The sequence below is a fragment of the Skermanella sp. TT6 genome, from assembly GCF_016653635.2.
Classification (GTDB): domain Bacteria; phylum Pseudomonadota; class Alphaproteobacteria; order Azospirillales; family Azospirillaceae; genus Skermanella; species Skermanella cutis.
This window is the reverse complement of the sequence record NZ_CP067422.1, coordinates 154,223-172,740: the sequence shown is the minus strand read 5'-3', so window position 1 is coordinate 172,740 and position 18,518 is coordinate 154,223. Positions and strand designations below refer to the sequence as shown.

At 70.3% G+C, this 18,518-nt stretch carries 10 protein-coding genes; 7 read left to right on the top strand and 3 right to left on the bottom strand.

Annotation, left to right across the window (positions count from 1 at the left end; translation table 11 throughout):
* Positions 1–61: 61 nt before the first annotated feature.
* Positions 62–7,267 carry a non-ribosomal peptide synthetase gene (locus IGS68_RS32240; protein ID WP_201083435.1) on the bottom strand — a complete coding sequence of 2,402 codons (7,206 nt, stop codon included), beginning with the start codon at positions 7,265–7,267 and terminating at the stop codon, positions 62–64.
* 288 nt (positions 7,268–7,555) lie between these two features.
* Here IGS68_RS32240 and IGS68_RS32235 point away from each other — a divergent pair, with 288 nt between their 5' ends.
* Positions 7,556–7,858: a DUF1127 domain-containing protein gene (locus IGS68_RS32235; protein ID WP_201083433.1), complete on the top strand. Its 303-nt coding sequence runs from the start codon at positions 7,556–7,558 to the stop codon at positions 7,856–7,858.
* Positions 7,859–7,975: 117 nt separating this feature from the next.
* Positions 7,976–8,740, top strand: coding sequence for a 4'-phosphopantetheinyl transferase family protein (locus IGS68_RS32230; protein WP_201083431.1), 765 nt, complete (start codon positions 7,976–7,978; stop codon positions 8,738–8,740).
* Positions 8,741–8,762: 22 nt separating this feature from the next.
* Here the strand turns inward: IGS68_RS32230 and IGS68_RS32225 are convergent, their stop codons facing one another.
* A complete protein-coding gene (locus IGS68_RS32225; protein ID WP_201083429.1) occupies positions 8,763–9,467 on the bottom strand; it encodes a hypothetical protein in 705 nt (234 codons plus the stop codon).
* Between the two features lie 97 nt (positions 9,468–9,564).
* Positions 9,565–10,245: a hypothetical protein gene (locus IGS68_RS32220; RefSeq protein ID WP_201083427.1), complete on the bottom strand. Its 681-nt coding sequence runs from the start codon at positions 10,243–10,245 to the stop codon at positions 9,565–9,567.
* Positions 10,246–10,854: 609 nt separating this feature from the next.
* Between IGS68_RS32220 and IGS68_RS32215 the strand changes: the two genes are divergently transcribed.
* The 5 genes from IGS68_RS32215 to IGS68_RS32195 all read left to right on the top strand — a co-directional run bounded on the left by IGS68_RS32215 (position 10,855) and on the right by IGS68_RS32195 (position 18,503).
* Positions 10,855–11,868: an Rpn family recombination-promoting nuclease/putative transposase gene (locus tag IGS68_RS32215; RefSeq protein WP_201083425.1), complete on the top strand. Its 1,014-nt coding sequence runs from the start codon at positions 10,855–10,857 to the stop codon at positions 11,866–11,868.
* Positions 11,869–12,349: 481 nt separating this feature from the next.
* Positions 12,350–13,024 carry a terminase small subunit gene (locus IGS68_RS32210; RefSeq protein WP_201083423.1) on the top strand — a complete coding sequence of 225 codons (675 nt, stop codon included), beginning with the start codon at positions 12,350–12,352 and terminating at the stop codon, positions 13,022–13,024.
* 17 nt (positions 13,025–13,041) lie between these two features.
* Positions 13,042–13,653, top strand: coding sequence for a hypothetical protein (locus tag IGS68_RS32205; protein ID WP_201083421.1), 612 nt, complete (start codon positions 13,042–13,044; stop codon positions 13,651–13,653).
* 210 nt (positions 13,654–13,863) lie between these two features.
* Positions 13,864–15,228, top strand: coding sequence for an HlyD family efflux transporter periplasmic adaptor subunit (locus IGS68_RS32200; protein WP_201083419.1), 1,365 nt, complete (start codon positions 13,864–13,866; stop codon positions 15,226–15,228).
* 65 nt (positions 15,229–15,293) lie between these two features.
* Complete coding sequence (locus IGS68_RS32195) at positions 15,294–18,503, top strand: peptidase domain-containing ABC transporter (protein WP_201083417.1); 3,210 nt, start codon at positions 15,294–15,296, stop codon at positions 18,501–18,503.
* Positions 18,504–18,518: the final 15 nt, after the last annotated feature.

Sequence of the window (18,518 nt, the reverse complement as noted above, 5' to 3'; positions counted from 1 at the left end):
GATCGGGTCAATCGGAATCCCCGTCTTCCGGTTTTTGAACTTTCATGCAGGCTCCCTCGCATCAGGCCGGCACGGGGTCGAGCACCCGCCCGATCGCGTCCGCCAGCTCCCCGACGATCGGCTCCCGCATCACGGAGTGATGATCGCCGCCGATCCGATGGACCGCGACCGGCCCGGCCGCGACCTCCGACCAGCCGAGGTCCGCCGCCAGCCCGGAACGGGCCGCCAGCGCGTCGGTCACCCAGACGTCCACGGGCCGGCCGATCGGCCTGGGCCGGAAGTCCCGCAGGGCGTCCAGGTTGGCGCCGTAGACCGCCAGCATCCCGGCGACCTGGTCGCGCGTGACCGCCCCGCCGAATGCCCCGGTCGCGGCCAGCCGCCGGTGCACCAGGCCGATCCGGGTCTCCTGGCCGAACTGCTTCAGCACCGCGGCATCGAGGCCGAGATCGAGCCCCATGGAGTGCTCGACCGCCCGGACCATGTGGAGCAGCCGCCCGGCCTCGTCCCCCGGCACGATGCCGTCCGCGAAGTCCTGCGGGTTGGCCAGCGCGTCGATCACGCAGACGCGGGCGACCGCCCGGCCGCGCGCCGCCAGTTCGGCCGCCAGCTCGCCGGCCAGCGCCGCGCCGAACGAGTAGCCGACCGGCACGAAGGGACCGGGCAGGCCGGCGGCCAGCACGGCGTCGGCATAGGTCCGCGCCATTTCCGGCAGCCCGCCGATCGGCGGCCGGGTATTGTCGAGCCCGCGCGCCTGGAGCGCCGCCACCCGCCAGCCCTCCGGCAGATGGGCGGCGAGCGCCGCGTAGCTGAGCACATGGCCCGAGACCTCGTGGGGCAGCAGAATCGTGCCCAGACAGGCCCCCGACGCCGCCGCCTCGGACCGCAGCATCACCAGCACCTCGTCGGCGCCGCCGGACCGCGCGTCGATCAGCGCCGCCTGCCGGGCGACCGTCCCGCCGGAGAACAGGCTGGCCAGCGGCAGCCGGCAGCCGAACGCCGCCTCGACCCGGGCCATGAGCTGGACCGCCAGGAACGAGTGCCCGCCAAGCTCGAAGAATCCGGCATGGACGGAGGTCACCGGCCGCTCCAGCACGGCGGACCAGATGTCGAGCAGCGCCGTCTCGGTGGCGCTCGGCGGATCCGACCCGTCGCGGACGCCGGCCGCCGGTTCGGGCTCCGGCGCCCCGCTCCCCTCGTCCCGGCGCTCCAGCACGCCTTCCCCGGTCCAGCGCACCGTGATGCCGGTCGGGATCGGCGCCTCCCTCGGCCGCTCCAGCCAGAGCGTTCCCGGCAGGCCGACCGGCACCGGCGTCCCGTCGGCGTCCAGGACGTGGGGGATCGTTCCGGGGGCGACAAGATCGGCGGGCGCCCGCCCGGCCCGCTGCCAAGCCCGGATCGCCTCGGCATCCGCCCCGGCGTCGGCCAGGGGAAGCCGCAGCGCGGCGGCTTCGGGACGGGCCGCCAGCTCCGCCAGCAGATGCGTCAGGTGCCGGGCCAGCCGCTCGACCGTTCCGGCATGGAACCGGTTGGCGTCGCATTCCAGGACGGCATCGATGCCGCCGCCCTCCTCGACCAGGGTCAGCAGCACGTCGAAGCGGGCGACGCCGGCATCGTCGGCCAGCGGCGTGACGGTCAGCCCCGGCAGGTCGAGCCGCCCGCCCGGCGCGTTCTGAAGCACCATCATGGCCTGGAACAGCGGCGTGCGGCTGATCGAGCGCTTCAGCCCCAGGGCGTCCACCACCAGCTCGAACGGCGCGTCCTGGTGGGCATAGGCGTCCAGCGTCACCCGGCGCGCCCGCTCCACCAGGTCCAGCCCGGAGGGGTTGCCCGACAGGTCCAGCCGCAGGGCCAGGGTATTGACGAAGCAGCCGATCAGCCCCGCCAGGTCGTCGCGCGTGCGGTTCGCGATCGGCGTGCCCACGACCACGTCGGACTGCCCGCTCCAGCGCGACAGCAGCAGCGCGAACCCGGCATAGAGCACCATGAACAGCGTGGCGCCGCTGCGGCTCGCCAGCCCGCGCAGGGCCTCGGTCTCCGCCGCGCCGATCCGGAAGCGGTGGCACCGGGCGGGGCGGTCCGCTCCGGATGTCCGCAGCGCGTCGGCGGGAAGCTCCAGCACCTCCGGCGCGCCGGCCAGTCGCCCGCGCCAGTGGCCGACCAGCCGCTCCAGGGCGTCGCCGGCCAACATCCGCTGCTGCCACGCGGCGAAGTCGGCATACTGGACCGGGAGCGGCGGCAGGCCGGCCTCGCGGCCCTCGGCGGCGGCGCGGTAAAGCTCCGTCACCTCCCGCGCCAGCACGCCCATCGACCAGCCGTCCGTGACGGCATGGTGGAGCACCGCCACCAGAACGGCGGAGCCGGGGGCGAGCCGGACCAGCGTCAGCCGCAGCGGCGGCCCGCGGTCCAGGTCGATCGGCTCCAGCGCCAGCGGCCGCAGCGCCCGCCCCAGGCTTTCCGGATCCGGGCCGGCGGGAGGCGCGAAGTCCGATCCGTCCAGCACGGCCCCCTCCAGCACGACCCCCTCCAGCACGACCAGGGGCGCCTCGAAGGGCGGCATGATTTCCTGGAAGGGCCGGCCGTCCACCACGGGGAAGCGGGTCCTCAGCGTCTCGTGCCGGGCGATCAGGCCGGTCAGCGCCTGGCGCAGCGCCGCCTCGTCCAGGTCGCCGTCCAGCTTCAGCCCCAGCGCCACGTTGTAGACCCCGGTGCCGGGCATCAGCCGGTCCAGGAACCACAGCCGCTGCTGGGCGTAGGAGAGCGGCAGCACGCCGGTTCGGTCCGCCGGCGGGATGGTCCCCTCGGCGGCCCCCTGCGCGGCGTCCGGTCCCAGCCGCCCCGCCAGCTCGGCGGCGAACTCGGCGACCGTCGGCCGCTCGAACAGCAGGCGCAGCGGCAGGTCGATGCCGAACCGGGCGCGGATGCGGGCGATCACCCGGGTCGCCAGCAGCGAGTGGCCGCCGGCCTCGAAGAAATTGTCGTGGATGCCGATGCGGGCGGCGCCCAGCACCTCCGCCCAGGTCTCCGCGACGGCGGCCTCCAGCGGAGTGCGCGGCGGATCGCCGTCCGCCCCGACCGCCGGCCCGTCCTCCCCGGGTTCCGGCAGGGCGCGGGCGTCCAGCTTGCCGGTCGGCCCGAGCGGCAGCCGGTCCAGGAAGACGAAGGCGCCGGGCACCATGTGTTCCGGCAGGCGGGACGCCGCGTGGCGGCGCAGCGCGCGGCCCAGCGTGCCGCGCCGGTCCGGCGGCGCGGGCTCGTTGAGATAGGCGGCCGGCGCCTCGGCGGCGGCCGGCGCCGGCGCGCATCCCGCGGGCATCGGCTCGCCCGGCCGGCGGAACCAGACGTCCAGGCGCCCGTCCTCCGTCCCGGCGGTCCAGCCCGGAAGCGCCTCCCAGCCGTGCTCCCGGGCGAGCCGCGCGATCACCGCCCCGTCCAGGCCGTCCGCCGGATCGACGGGCGGCCCGTCCAGCACCGCGTCCGGCGGCCCGTCCGCCTCGATCCAGGCCAGCGCCTCCAGCGGCCGGGCCAGCCGCCGGTTCGGGACGCCGGAGATACCGAAGCCGGAGCCTTCCCGCGCCAGCCGCCCGGCCAGCAGGCTCTCCGTGTCGCCGTCGGCCCAAAGCGAATATTCCGCCGTCGCAACGGTCCCGGCGCCGCCCTTGACCGTGACGACGGCGTCGTACCGGAAGCGGGTCAGCTCGTTGTCTCCCGCCGCGGCCTTCGGCATGGCGATCACGCCGGCCACGTCGGGCCGCCGCGCCAGCGCCGCGAAGAAGGCGGGATCGACCAGGATCTCCTTCTCGCGCTCGACCGCCCGCGCCAGCCGGCGCGCCAGCTCCAGCCGGGTCCGCCCCGCCCCGGTCGCGGCGGCGATGTCGGCATGGAACGCCCGGAGCAGCACGCGGTTGCGCAGGTCGCCCAGGAACAGCCGCCCGCCGGGCGCCAGCCGGGCCAGCGCGCCCTCCACCACCGCCATGAAATAGGCGCGGCTCGGGAAATATTGCGCGACCGAATTGATCACGACCAGATCGAAGCCGCCGGGCAGCCCGTCCAGGTCGGCGGCTTCCCGCCGCTCCACCGCGACATGGTCCAGCCCCCGGTCCGCCGCGGCCCTGCGCAGCCGCTCGACCACCGGGGCGGAGAAGTCCAGCCCGTGGTACTGCTCGACCGACGGCGCCAGCCCGAACAGGATCATCCCGGTGCCGCAGCCGATCTCCAGCACCCGGCGCGGCGCCAGGGCCCGCAGCCGGTCCAGCGTCTCGTCCAGCCAGGCGCGCATCTCCGCGGCGGGGATCGGCGCGTTGGTGTAGCTGTCGTTCCAGCCGGAGATGTCGAAGTCCAGCACTTCCCCATCCCCGCCGTAGATCATGTCGAAGGTGGCGCGCCAGCCCTCGTCGTCCCCGGCCTCGCTCCCGGCCTCGCCGTCCGCGCCGGGACGCGGGACGACATAGGCGACCAGCCGCTTGGCGTCGCCCTCCCCGCGCGGCACCACCGCCACGTCGCCGACCGCAGGATGGTCGGACAGCACGGCGTGGATCTCGCCCAGCTCGATCCGGAACCCGCGCAGCTTCACCTGGGCGTCGGCGCGCCCGCGATATTCCAGGTCGCCCGCCGGGGTGACCCGCGCCAGGTCGCCGCTGCGGTACAGGAGCCCGCCGCCGGCGGGATCCAGGACGAAGCGTTCCGCCGTCAGCTCCGGCCGGTTCAGGTAGCCTCGCGCCACGCCGGCCCCGCCGACCCAGATCTCCCCGACCATGCCGGGCGGCACCGGCTCGCCGTTGCCGTCGAGCAGGCGGATGAACAGGTCCGGGATCGGCTCGCCGATCACGCTGCCCAGCCGGCGCTTGACGTCGCGCCAGCGGATCGGCCGGTAAGTGACGTGGACGGTCGTCTCGGTGATGCCGTACATGTTGACCAGCCGCGGCGCGTCGTCGCCGTGGCGGTCCAGCCAGGGCTCCAGGCTGGCGAGGTCCAGCGCCTCGCCGCCGAACACCACGAAGCGCAGCGCCAGCTCGGATTCGCGCGGGTCCGCCTCCTCCGCCTGGATCAGCTGGCGGAAGGCCGACGGCGTCTGGTTCAGCACCGTCACCTTCTCGCGGCACAGCAGGTCGTAGAAGGCGTCGGCCGCCCGCGCCACCTCGCGCGGGACGATCACCAGCGCGCCGCCATAGGCCAGCGCGCCCCAGATCTCCCAGACCGAGAAGTCGAAGGCGTAGGAATGGAACAGGGTCCAGACGTCCCGCGCGCCGAAGCGGAACCACGCGTCGGTCGCGTCGAACAGCCGGGTCAGGTTGCCGTGGGTGACCAGCACGCCCTTGGGCCTGCCGGTGGAGCCGGAGGTGTAGATCACGTAGGCCAGGTCGTCCGGCCCGACCGCGACCGGGACGAACCTCTCGGCATCGGCGTCGCCGCACTCCTCGACGCACAGCACCGGCACCGCGGTTCCCGCCGGCACCCGGGGCGCCAGCGCTTCCGTCGTCAGGACGGCCGCGACGCCGCTGTCCTCCAGCGCGTGGGCGACCCGGTCGGCGGGATAGTGAGGGTCGAGCGGCACGTAGGCGGCCCCCGTCCGCAGCACGCCCAGGATCGCCGCCGGCATCTCCAGCGACGGCTCGAACCACAGGGCGACGCGGTCGCCGGCGCCGATCCCCAGCGACTTCAGCCGCCCGGCGATCGCCGCGGACCGCCGCTCCAGGCTCCCGTAGGTTTGCCGCTCGCCGTTCAGCCTCAGCGCCGTGGCCGCGGCCCGCTCCCGCGCGTGGCGGACGAACCGGTCGTGGACTCCCTCGGCGAAGGGCGCCGCCGGCCGCTTCGGCCCGGTCAGCAGCGCCGCCCGCTCGTCCGGCCCTATCAGCGGCAGGCGCGACACCGGCATGTCCGGCGCCGCCGCGGCACCCTCCGCCAGGGCCGCGAACTGGCGCGCCAGCCGGGCGACCGACTCCGCCTCGAACAGGTCCGTATTGTAGGAGAACACCCCGGACAGGCCGCCGCCCGCCTCCTCCCGGATGAACAGTTCCAGGTCGAAGCGGGCGGCTTCCTGGGTCAGCAGCGGCTCGACCGCGAACTCCCCGCCGGCGGTCGGCGGCGGGGCCGCGTCCAGCAGCGTGAAGGCGACCTGGAACAGCGGGTTCCTGCTGGTGTCGCGCGGCAGGTCCAGCGCTTCCACCAGCATCTCGAACGGCAGGGTCGCGTGGTCGAACGCCTCCAGCACCAGCCCACGCTGCCGCTCCAGCAGCGTCCGGAACCCGGGATCCCCGGAAAGGTCGCCGCGCACCACCACCATGTTGACGAAGAACCCGACCAGCCCCTGGATCTCCAGCCGCTCCCGGTTCGCCAGCGAGGTGCCGACCGGCACGTCGTCCTGCCGGCAGTGCCGCCCCAGCAGCACCTGGAAGACGGTCATCAGGGCGGTGAACTGGGTGGTCCGGGCGGCCGACGCCAGCCGGCGCAGCCGGTCCGCCGTCCCGGCCGGGATGGTGAAGGGGACCAGCGCGCCGTTGAAGCCCTGGAGGCGCGGGCGCGGCCTGTCGGTCGGCAGGTCCAGGACCGGCAGCCCGGCCAGCCGCCCACGCCAGTAGTCGAGGTCGCCGGCGATGCTTTCCGGCCCGTAGGTGTCCCGCTGCCATGCCGCGAAGTCGGCGTAGGAGACCGGCAGCGGCGCCCAGGCCGGGGCGGCGCCGGCCAGCCGCGCCCGATAGGCCGACAGCAGGTCGCCCGACAGGATGCCCAGCGACCAGGCGTCCGCGGCGATGTGGTGGATCGCCAGGACGATCGCGGTCCGCGAGTCCGCGATCCGGATCGCCGACGCCCGCAGCGGCGGACCGCGGCCCAGGTCGAACGGGCGCGCGCTCTCCTCGCGGATCGCCGCCGCCAGGGCCCCGGGGTCCTCCGCCCGGTCCCGCCAGTCGCGCAGGTCCACCGGGACCGGCCCCGCCGGCTCGACCACCTGCTCGCCCTCGCCGTCGCGCTCCTCGTAGCGGGTGCGCAGGACCGCGTGGCGGGCGACCACGTCGCCGACCGCCGCCTCGAAGGCCTCCGGCTCGAACCGCCCGTCCAGCCGGAAGGCCAGGCAGATCGTGTAGGCGGCGTTGCCGTCCAGCCGGTGCAGGTACCACATGCGGCGCTGCTGGAACGACAGCGGAGCCCGGCGCGGCCCTCCGTCCGCCGGGCGGGCCTCCATCCCGGCCCGGCGCGGAGGCGGATCGCCGTCTTCGTCCAGGAGAAAATCGAGAAGGTCCAGGTCGGCTTCGCTGCTGTCGATATCTGGCATGGCGAGCGTGGGCTTCCGGGCAGGCGGTTAATGGATTACGCTAGTATTGATTGCATACAATAGTAATTTCCCATCCCATTAGGATAGGATGGATGAAGCTTCTCTACTACTTTTCGTGCGGGATGCGGTCAAGCGCGATCGATGCGAAGCCCTGCTTCGGCGGTATTCGCCGCAGGTCGCGGGCAGGCGATGCATCGATGACATTTATTTGTCCCAGGCACGGCCGTCCGCCGCTAACTCTTTGGAAACCGCGTCCGATCACAGTGCCGGCCAGCAAAGGAGCCGGACATGAACCTGGTGGAACTGGATCGTTTTCTTCCCCGCGACCGCCGAGCGCGCGGGGGGTTTCTATCGTCCGCGGCGGCGGCCGTGGCCCGCTGGATCGGGATCGATCCGATCTCGCGCGCGGAAAAGCGCCTGCACGCCATGACCGACGGGCAGCTCGCGGATATCGGGATCACCCGCGTGCAGATCGCCCAGGCGGTGCGCTACGGCCGCAACGCCGTGACCGAGCGCGGGGCCGAGATCATCCCGATGCGCCGCCGCCCGACTCGCCCGTCCGGCGGCCCCGACGTGCCGCACGCCGCCTGAAAGCCTCGCTCGCTCGTCGCGACTCCCGGCCGTTGATCCGGCCCGCGCCGGCGGCCATGATGCCGCCGCTTCCGTCCGGCGCCCTGCGGAAGTCGAGAGCAACCTGAAAGCGGAACGATGGCGTCAGCCTCGGGAAACCCCGACATCTACTACGTGGTGTCCGATGCGCCGGCCGTGTCCGACCTTTCCGACGCCTACCGTTCCCTGCTGGCTCCGGAGGAGATGGAGCGTTACCGGCGCTACCTGAACGACCGGGCGCGGCACGAATACCTCGTGACCCGCGCGCTGGTCCGCACCGTGCTGTCCCGCTATGCCGACGTTCCCCCGGCCGCCTGGCGGTTCCGGTCGAACGCCCACGGCCGGCCGGAGATCGCCGGCCCCGCCCTGCCCGGCCGGGACCTCTCCGGCCTCCGGTTCAACCTGTCCAACACGAACGGGCTGGTCGCCTGCGCCGTCGCTGCCGGCTGCGAGATCGGCATCGACGTCGAGAACCTGGAGCGCGCCGGCGACGTGAGGGAACTCGCCGACCGCTTCCTCGCCCCGGCGGAAGCGGCCGACCTGCGATCCCTCCCGCCCGCCGGCCGGAGCCTCCGCTTCTTCACCTACTGGACCCTGAAGGAAGCCTACGTCAAGGCGCGGGGCCTCGGCCTGTCGATCCCGCTCGACGGCTTCGCCCTCGACCTGGCCGATCCCGCCCGCATCCGCATCGCCTTCGAACCCGGCCTGGACGACGCCGCCGCCCGCTGGTCCTTCGCGACCTTCCGGCCGACTGGAAACCACCTGATGGCGGTGGCGGTCGGGCAGCCGCCCGGACGCCCGCCGGCGCCGGACCTCCAGGCCCGCCTGATTCCCGTCGTGCCCCTGGCGGACCGGCCCGGCTGAACCGCCCCATCAGCCATCCGGGTCAGTCGTCCGGCTCGAGGAACAGCAGCGGCACCAGGTCGGTGCCCGCGGCGACCTGGGTGTAGCACGCCCCGGTATTGGCCGCCCAGTTGGTGTCTATCGCATAGGTGACGTCCAGGGCGGTGCCGTCCGCCTCCGAGAAATCGACCAGCAGCGCGGGCGAGAGAAGCTGGTAGGTCGCCGTGCCGGCCGTCAGCGGCTCGGCATCGAACGCGATCAGGACCGCCTCGGCGGGGGTGGTCATGTCGATGATCCCGCCATAGAGCGGCAGGGCGAAGGTCGGGACGCAGCTGCCCGCGACGCCCTGCCAGTCCAACTGCTGGCACAGGCCGCAGAAGAACTCGCTTGAGGTCGTGTTGTCGATATAGATGTTCGTCCCGGAAGTGTTGTTGACCACGGCCCCGGTCCCGGAAGCCGACGTCACCTGGAGCGTCTGCCCCGCGGCGATCGGATATGCGGTCCCGACCAGGACCGTCTGGCCCGACGCCAGGGTCGTGTCCGTGGTCGGCGACGTGTAGGCCTGGGTCGACGTGCTCCAGCCGATCGTGTTCGTCAGGCTGTAGCCGGTGGTCTCGAACCAGACCAGCGGGGCGCCGCCGCCCATGGTGGTGTAAACCGCCTTGAAGACCATCAGCCGGAAGCCCGAAGCCGCAAGGTCGGTCAGCGAGGTCTGGTCCGTGGTGATCTGGATGCTGTAGTTGGCCAACCCGCCCCCCTTCTCCCGAAGTCCGACCCGCACCGCCGTCCCGGACGGCCACCCCGGACGGCCGCGGATACGATCCGCGGCCGTCCGGAACCCCCGGTCAGGAGGGCTGGACGAGGATCGGGGCGATTTCGGTTCCCGCCGCGTACTGCGTGCACCACCCTTCGGTGTTGCCCGACCAGTTGGTGTTGATGTCGTAGCTGATGGTCGCCTCGGTCATCCCGGTCATGTCGACCAGCAGGCTGGGCCCAGAGAGCTGATAGACGACGGATCCCGTGTTCACGTCCTCGGTCATGAACACCACCATGACCTGCTCGACCGGGGTGATGGTGTCCAGGTTGTTGCCGTAGAGCGGCAGCGCGCAGAGCTGGGAGCCCGACGAGCCCTGGACCGACTGCGAGAGGCCGCAGGTGAACTGGGTGCTGGTCTGGTTGAGGACCGAGATCACGCTGGAGTTGGAAGTGTTGACGACCGTGCCGGTGCCGGCGGTGGAGTTCACCTGGAGTTCCTGGCCCAGGTTGATGGCATAGCTGGCGCTGGCGTTGATGACGGTGCCGTCGGTGAGGGTGGTGGTCGTCGAGGTATAGGCCTCGTAGCTCTCGGTCCAGGTGATCACCGTGGTTTCCGAGAAGGTCTGCGTCTGGAACCAGACCAGCGGCGCGCCGCCGTTGGGATTGCCCGCCTGCACCGCCTTATAGGCATACAAGTAATATCCGGAGGTCAGAAGGTCGTTGACAGTGGTATCGTCCATAGTGATGGTCAGCGTATAGGTGGTCGACATCTCAATTCCTTTTCTGTACTGGAACTAATGTTATGGACAAGTTGGATTATGCGCGGAGCCGGTAGGCTCGGCGCGGCCAATCCATGGCCTGGTTCAGCCGCCATGAGTACTAATGCTTCGTCAATAAACGGCCAAAATAATACACAGATCAGACCATATTTTGTGTAACGGATACAACAATAACCATGTTACATTTTAAACTATGCTATTTTTTTTCATGGGCTTTACTAATCCGGCATGCCGCGATCGCCGCTGCCTTGACGCATATAGCTCTCTAACTAATCAGCGAGTCAACAGAAAAACTCAGCATTTCAAAATAGAAATACTGCATTATTACTTCCGGTTACGCGGATGTTCAACACGAATGCTTCGGTACGGAAGGGGAATACAATAGCGCTGCGGGAGCGCGTCCATCTTCCGAAATCCATTTCCGACGACAGCGTCCATGCCGGCTCTCCTGGCACCGAATCGAGGCAACGGCCCCGCACCCCGCTCCATGGGGGCCTCCGCGACCGGGTCAGAAGGTCGCGGCGGCCGTCCGACCCTTGCCGATGGTTGCGGGAGTATGCTGCTGTTCGCGCGACCATACCCCGACCGGCGCCCGCGACCATGCAAGCCTCCGACTCCCTGTACCACCGCCTGTTCTCCGACCCGGTGATGATCGAGCAGCTCGTGCGCGGCTTCCTGCCCGCCGGGATCGCGGACATGCTGGACTTCACCCGGCTGGAACGGGTCAACGCCAAGTTCCACGCCGCCCGGGGCGACCGGCGCGAGGGCGACGTGATCTGGCGCGTGCCGACGCTGGCCGGCGAGATGGTCCACATCTACCTGATGCTGGAGTTCCAATCGACACCGGAGCGGTTCATGCCGGTGCGGGTGCAGGTCTATTCCGGCCTGCTCTGGCAGCAGATCATCGACGGGCGCGCCCTGGCCCCGGGCGGCCGGCTGCCGCCGCTGCTGCCGATCGTGCTCTACGCCGGCGAGGCCCGCTGGGACTGCCCCGCCGACACGACCGACCTCGTGGCCTTGCCGGAGGACTCGCCGCTCTGGCCTTGGCAGCCGCAGGTCCGCTATCATCTGATCGACGAGAAGCGGCTGCGCGCCGAGGACCTGGCCCGGCACGACAGCCTGGTGGCGCTGCTGTTCCGGATCGAGATCTGCGACCGGCCCGAGGACCTGCCCGGCCTGGTCGCCCAGGCGGTGGCCTGGTTCGCCGAGCATCCGGGACATGCTACGCTGCGGCTGGCGTTCGGCGACGTGGTGGCGCACGCGGTCGCGGGCCTGGTCGGCGCCCCGCAGCCTGCGACGGCGCCGATGGATATCGAGGAGGTTCAGGGCATGCTGGCGGAACGCATCAAGAAGTGGGAACAGGAACTCCTCGCCAAAGGCGTCGCCGAGGGCAAGGCCGAAGGCATCGCCGAGGGCGAGGCCAAAGGCATTGCCAAGGGCAGGGCCGCCCTGCTCAAGCGCCAATTCACCCGACGCTTCGGCACCCTGCCGGCGGATGTGGAACGGTTGATCGATACCGCGACGCCGGACCAGCACGACGCCTACATGGACCGCCTGATGGACGCCCAAGCGCCGGGCGACGTTTTCCCCGGCCTCCTCCGCCCCGGCGAGTGACCCGGTATTCCGGCCGTTCCACTCGCCACACCGTGTTGCGCCATGGGCGCAACCTACGGCTTGATGCAGAGCGGGGGTGATGCGGGCCGACGGTCGTAGGTTGCGCCCATGGCGCAACGCATCGGATCGGCCGTCTCGGGCGGATCGACCTGATCGGGTGCAGCTCCAGCCGACCATCCGGGCCACGTCGGGGTCGGCGTTCGCCGAGGGGGCGCGCACGCGGTCGCGGGTCTGGTCGGTGGCCGGCAGTCCGCGACGGTGCCGATGGATATCGAGGAGGTTCAAGGCATGCTGGCGGAACAGCTCGACGCCCGCACGCCGGGCGACGCCTTGCATCGACGCTCCGGCCACGCTGTCGGCGTCGGCCTTCGGCCGAGGCCAGCCTACAACGACTGCCGCCTCCGCGTCGCCGCGCTTGAAAAACGCCGAACTATAGGATAGAAAGCCTATATCGATCCTATGCAACCGAAGGCGCACCCCGATGACCGCAACGGCCTCCCCATCCCCGTCCATGCCCCGTCTCACCCCGCGTCAGGAGGAATTCTGCCAGGCCATGGCCGCCGGCGTCGGCGGGGCGGAGGCTGCGCGGCGTGCCGGCTACTCGCCCAACGGCGCGAAGCAGCGCGGCGCGTTCCTGATGCGCCAGCCGGAAATCCGACTGCGCATCGACGCCATCCGGGCGGCGCGCCGCCGTTTGCACCAGACCCGGCTCGACGAGGCGGAAGGCCAGATCGCGACCATCATCGGCATGGCCCTGGACTCCGGGCGCCCGGGCCTGGCGCTCCGTGCCGTCGAACTGCGCCTCAGGCTGTGCGGGGTGATCCAGGACAAGCGCATCGCACACCACTACCAGGGCAGCCGTGATGGCGCCCCCCATCCCGACGCCGACCTGGAGAACCTCGCCGCCGACCCGCAGGAGGAGCTGGATTTCCTGCGCACCCTCCCGGCCGCCGCTCCCGCCGGGACGGATGACGCCGGAATGACCAAGGGTGACCTTTCCGAGGAAGCCGCTCGCGCGCGGCCCGCTCCCGGCAAGGCCGTGGTCCGCCATTCCGTCCCGGATGACCCCATGATGACCGTCAGTGACCTTCAGGCGGTTTCGCGGCGGATCACCGTGCTGTCGGCTCCCGCATCGGCCCCGGCCGCAAGGCCATGACCCCGGGAAGGACGACCATGGACATCTCCGACCGCCTGCGCCACCCCCGGCACGAGCTGTTCGCCCTGCACCACGCGCACGGGGCCGGCCTGGCCGATGCGGTCCGGCTCGCCGGCTATTCGCCCCAGGGCGCCCGCCAGCGCGGCTGCATCCTGATGACCTGCGCCACCATCCGCCGCCGGGTCGAGGAGCACCGCGCCGGTTTCATGGCGGAGCGCGACCGCCGGATCGCCGGGGCCCTCGACCGCCTGGAGCGCATCGCCGCCATGGCCCTGGACTTCGGCCGCCCGGCCGCCGCCCTCGAGGCGACGCGCCTCCAGCTCAAGCTGGCCGGCGTGATCCGCGACCGCGACATCACGCTGTACCGGCCGTCGCCGGACGACGACCTCGCCCCGGTCATGTTCGACCCGCGCGAGGACGAGGACCCGCCCTTCCCCGCCCAAGCCAACCCGTCCGGCCGGGCCACCCGGCCCGACGGTCCCGAACACACCTATGCCGAGGAGATCCCGCCCGGCTTCGACCCGCCGCCCGCCCTGGCGGTGCCCGCGCCGGAGGGCGGCTCGCCCGACCCCGCACCCGACCCGGAGGACCGCCCCGACGTCCCGCTCCGGCCGCCGCTGCTGCATTGACCGGCCCCGGCCAAGCCGGAAACCGACCGTCCTTGAGTGGCCGGGCTGGCCGTGATCCGCATCGGCCTGTCCTGCCGGGTCGCGGCCCGGGCCGCCCGGGCGGCCTACGGGAACCGGCGCCCGGGTTAATCATATTTTAGAGGTAATGTTCCAAACTCCCCTGCCGCCCGCCGGCAGCGTCAGGAAGCAGGGAAGATTCCGGAACAGCCGATGGCCACCAAGAAAAGCCGGCCCGTCAGGATCGATACGATCGCGTCGGGCAAGCTGCGGCATCCGATCCAGGCGGGCAAACTGCTCAGTTCGGCGCCGAACGTGATCATGCACGGGCCGGCCTACCTGATGGTGGTCTCGGCCTTCGCGATGCTGATCTATTCCCTGTTCGCCTCCAAGGACATACTGGTGATGGCCCCGCTGACGCTCCAGCGCCAGGCGGTGTCGGTCCAGGCGGTCGGCGGCGGCCTGATCGAGGCTCTGGAGGTCGGCCCGAATTCCCCGCTGTCCGCCGGCGACCCGATCGTCACGATCCAGGAGAAGATCCGCGCCGCCTCCACCCCCGAGCAGGAGGCGATCCAGCGCCAGATCGACGACCTCCAGCTCCAGGAGCGGGACTCGCTGAAGGAGTACGAGTTCCGCTCCAACCAGCTCGAACTGGACCGGCGCAACCTGTCCCAGCGCCGCTCGACCGAGCAGGCGGCGATCGACAACCGCATCCGCCAGATCGAGATCCAGGTCCAGACCGCCCAGCGCACCCGCGCCGGGATCGAGGAGGACCTGAGCGACGCGCGCCACGACCTGGCCGGCAAGCAGGAACTGTTCGCCAACCGCGACATCGCCCGGATCGAGCTCCAGCGCGCGCAGAGCCGGGTCAGCGACCTCCAGCGCGCCGCCAACAACGCGGAAGCCGAGATCCAGAACATCCGCCTGGCGCTGGAGACCGCCCGGGGCGAGCGCCGCCAGATCGCCGAGACCTATTCCCAGGAACGCCTGGACAACGAGATCCGGAACGTCCGGCAGGCCCGCGAGCGCGACCAGAAGCTGATCGCGGAGAAAGTGCTGGAATTGAACAACCGGCTGCTCCAGTCGCGCACGCTGGTCCCCGGCGTCCGCTACGAGGGCGACAAGGCCTACTACGCCAGCCTGGAGGACGGGATCGTCACCGCGGTCCATGTCCAGCGCGGCGCGATCGTCAATGCCGGCACGCCCATGATCACCATCGTCCGCAACGCGGCCCCGCTGGAAGCCCAGGTGTTCGTCCAGAACCGCGACATCGGCAAGATCCGGCGCGGCCAGAAGGTGCAGGTCAAGTATTTCGCCTATCCCTACCAGGAATACGGGATCCAGGACGGCGTGATCGCCGACATCGGGACCCGCCCGGGCGCCGAGCCGGAGAACCGGTCCCGCTACCTCGTCACCGTGGCGCTGGAGCGCGAGACGATCGCCGCCCGCGCCGGCACGCCCAAGGCGCTGGAGATCGGGCTGGAAGGCGTGGCCGAGATCAAGACCGGCGAGAAGCGCTTCATTGAACTGTTCTTCGCCCCCGCCTCCCGCTTCTTCCAGGGGCGGGAGGAGGAATGAACTCCCCGGCCGCCCCGGGGCACTGACCAAGGCACCGACCCAAGGCACCGACCCAAGGCACCGATATGGACACGATCGAGACCGTCAGGAACACCGCAGCACTCGAAGCGATCCGCTCCGTGCTCCAGACCCATGTCCTGTTCAACGTGCTGCCCGCCGCCGAGAAGCGCGCGATCGAACTGCTGCTGGAGGTGCGCCAGGTCCCGGCCGGCAAGCGCCTGTTCACCCAGGGGGCCGCCGCCGACGGCATGTACGTGATCCACGACGGCACCGCGCGCCTGAAGGAGAACACGGGATCCAAGCTGGTCAGCGTCGGCCTGATCGAGCCGGGCGCCACCATCGGCCAGACCTCCCTGCTGGAGGAGACGAAGTGGCCGCACCACGTCATCGCCGAGACGCCGCTGACCCTGGTCTGCCTGCGCGCCGACCGCGCCCGCCTGCTGATCGCGGAAAGCCGCGTCGTGGACGAGCATTTCCGCCGCTATGTCGGCCTGGTGGAGGTCGGCGAAAGGCTCCGCGCCCTGCTCGGCAACGCCACGTACTCGGCGGAGGAATTCTCCGACCTGCTGTCGAAGATGGGCGTCAAGCTGATCCGGGCGGAGTCGGCGGTCTTCACCCAGGGCGACCACGACCCGCGCCTCTATTTCATCGAGAGCGGCGCCGTCGAGCTGATCCGCGCGCCGATCACCGGCGACCCGATCTCCCTGTCGCGCTGCGGCCGGGGCACCCTGATCGGCGAGACCGGCGCCCTGCCCCGCCGCTCGCCCAAGGGGGCCGCCAGCGGCATCCAGACCTATACCGCCAGGGCGCTGACCGACGTGACCGTGCTGGTGATCTACCAGCAGACGGTCGAGCGCATCCTGTCGCTCAATCCCGAGCTTCGCCAGCGCCTGTCCGAGCGCGCCCGCGACATCGAGCAGATCGAGGCCGACGAGATCGCGGCGCGCAGGCGGGCGGAGGGCGTGGACCTCCGGATCAAGCTCGCCGAGGGCATGTCGGAGGACGAGTTCCGCGCCGCCAAGGCGAAGGAGGCCGCCAAGCTCGCGGTGATCCGCCAGAACACCCAGGCCGACAGCGCCGCCGCCTGCCTCGCCATGGTGATGGGCCATTACGGCCGCAAGTTCACCCTCGGCCAGATGCAGGAGGTCACCGGCCTCAATACGCCGGAGACCAACCCGGACGAGATCATCCGCGGCGCCGAGACGCTTGGCTTCCGCGCCAAGGGCTACGCCCTGACCTATGCCGACCTGAAGGGGCTGAAGCTGCCCGCCATCGTGGGCTGGCAGGGCTATCACTGGATCGTGCTGGTCAAGGCCGGCGACCGGGAGGTGGAGGTCGCCGACCCCGCCAAGGGCCTGTCCAGGATCAAGCGGGACGAGTTCATCGCCTCCTGGACGGCGGCCGACGTCGCCGGCGTGCTCGACCGCCGGCCCGACGCCGGCGTGCTGATCGCGCTGGAACCGACGGTGAAGTTCGAGAAGGAGGAGGACGCCAAGTCCTCCATCCGCCACTTCATCAACTACATCATGCCGTACAAGAAATATTACGGCGAGGCGATCCTGGCGGCGGTCGTGATCAACATCCTGGGCCTGGCCTCGCCGCTGTTCGTCCAGACCATCGTGGACAACGTCGTGGTCCACCACGATGTCGGGCTGCTCAACATGATGCTGGGCGGCATGGTGCTGGTCGCCGTCCTGACCACCGCCATGTCGGTGGTCCAGAGCCTGCTGCTGGCCCACACCACGTCCCGGCTCGACATGCGGCTGATGTCGGAGTTCTACCGGCACGTGCTCAGCCTGCCGATGGATTTCTTCCTGACCAAGAACAAGGGCGAGATCCTGGCCCGGTTCGGCGAGAACCAGAAGATCCGCGCCATCCTGACCGGCTCGACAATCACCGTGCTGATGAACACGCTGATGATCGTGCTCTATTTCCTGATGATGTTCGCCTACTCGGTGCCGCTCAGCGTGATCGTGGTGATCTTCATCCCGATCTATATCGGCATCGTCGTGTATTTCACGCCCAAGATCAAAGCCATCGCGCAGGAGATCTTCATCACCAACTCCCAGTCCCAATCCTACCTGATCGAGAGCCTGAACGGGATCGAGGCGCTGAAGGCGACCAGCAACGAATATTTCGCCCGCGCCCGGTGGGAGAACGCCTTCGTCGAGAACGTCAACCGCAGCTTCCGCCAGCAGAAGCTCAGCCTGATGTCCAACAGCCTGTTCAAGCTCGCCACGCTGGCGTCCAGCATCGCCGTGCTCTGGATCGGCGCCACCCAGGTGATGAGCGGCGACATGAGCATCGGCGAGCTGATGGGCTTCAACATGCTGATGGGGCTGGTCACCGGGCCGGTCACCCAGATGGTCAACCTGTGGAACGAGCTCCAGGAGGTCCGCATCGCGATCGACCGCGTCGGCGACGTGCTGAACGTCAAGTCGGAACACGTGACCGTCTCCGCCCCCGACAAGATCCAGACCCAGGTCCGCAACCTGGAAGGCGAGATCAAGTTCGAGCAGGTCAATTTCAGCTACAACACCAACGACCAGAAGCGGTCGGTCATGCACGGCTTCGACCTGACCATCCATCCGGGGGAGCATGTCGCCTTCGTCGGCCCGTCCGGCTGCGGCAAGAGCACGATCGCCAAGATGGTGCTGGGCTTCTACAAGCCGGCGTCGGGCGACCTGACGATCGACGGCAAGGACATAAGGACGATGGATCTCAATTCGCTGCGCCGGAACATCGGCGTGGTGCTCCAGGACACCTTCATCTTCGGCGGCACCGTGGCCGAGAACATCGCGCTGGGCGACCCGGAGCCGGACATGCAGGCGGTGCAGGAGGCGGCCAAGCTGGCGGGGTCGGAGGACTTCATCATCAATTTCCCGCTGGGCTACCAGACCCGCATCGGCGAGAAGGGCATGGGCCTGTCGGGCGGCCAGCGCCAGCGCATCGGCATCGCCCGCGCCCTGTACCGCCGGCCCAAGATCATGATCTTCGACGAGGCGACCAGCGCGCTCGACAACGAGTCCGAGGCCCGCATCACCCAGGAGCTGAAGGGCGTCCTGGTCAACCGCACCTCGATCACCATCGCCCACCGGCTGACCACCGTCATGGACAGCGACCGCATCTGCTTCATCAAGGACGGCAAGGTCCAGGAACAGGGCACCCACGCCCAGCTCACCGATCCCGAATTCCTCAAGGAGAACGGCTACGCCGGCCTCTACTACCAACTCGCCCGCACCCAGTTCGACCTGCCCGCGCTCGACCTGAAATGAGCCGTATTGTCGGGG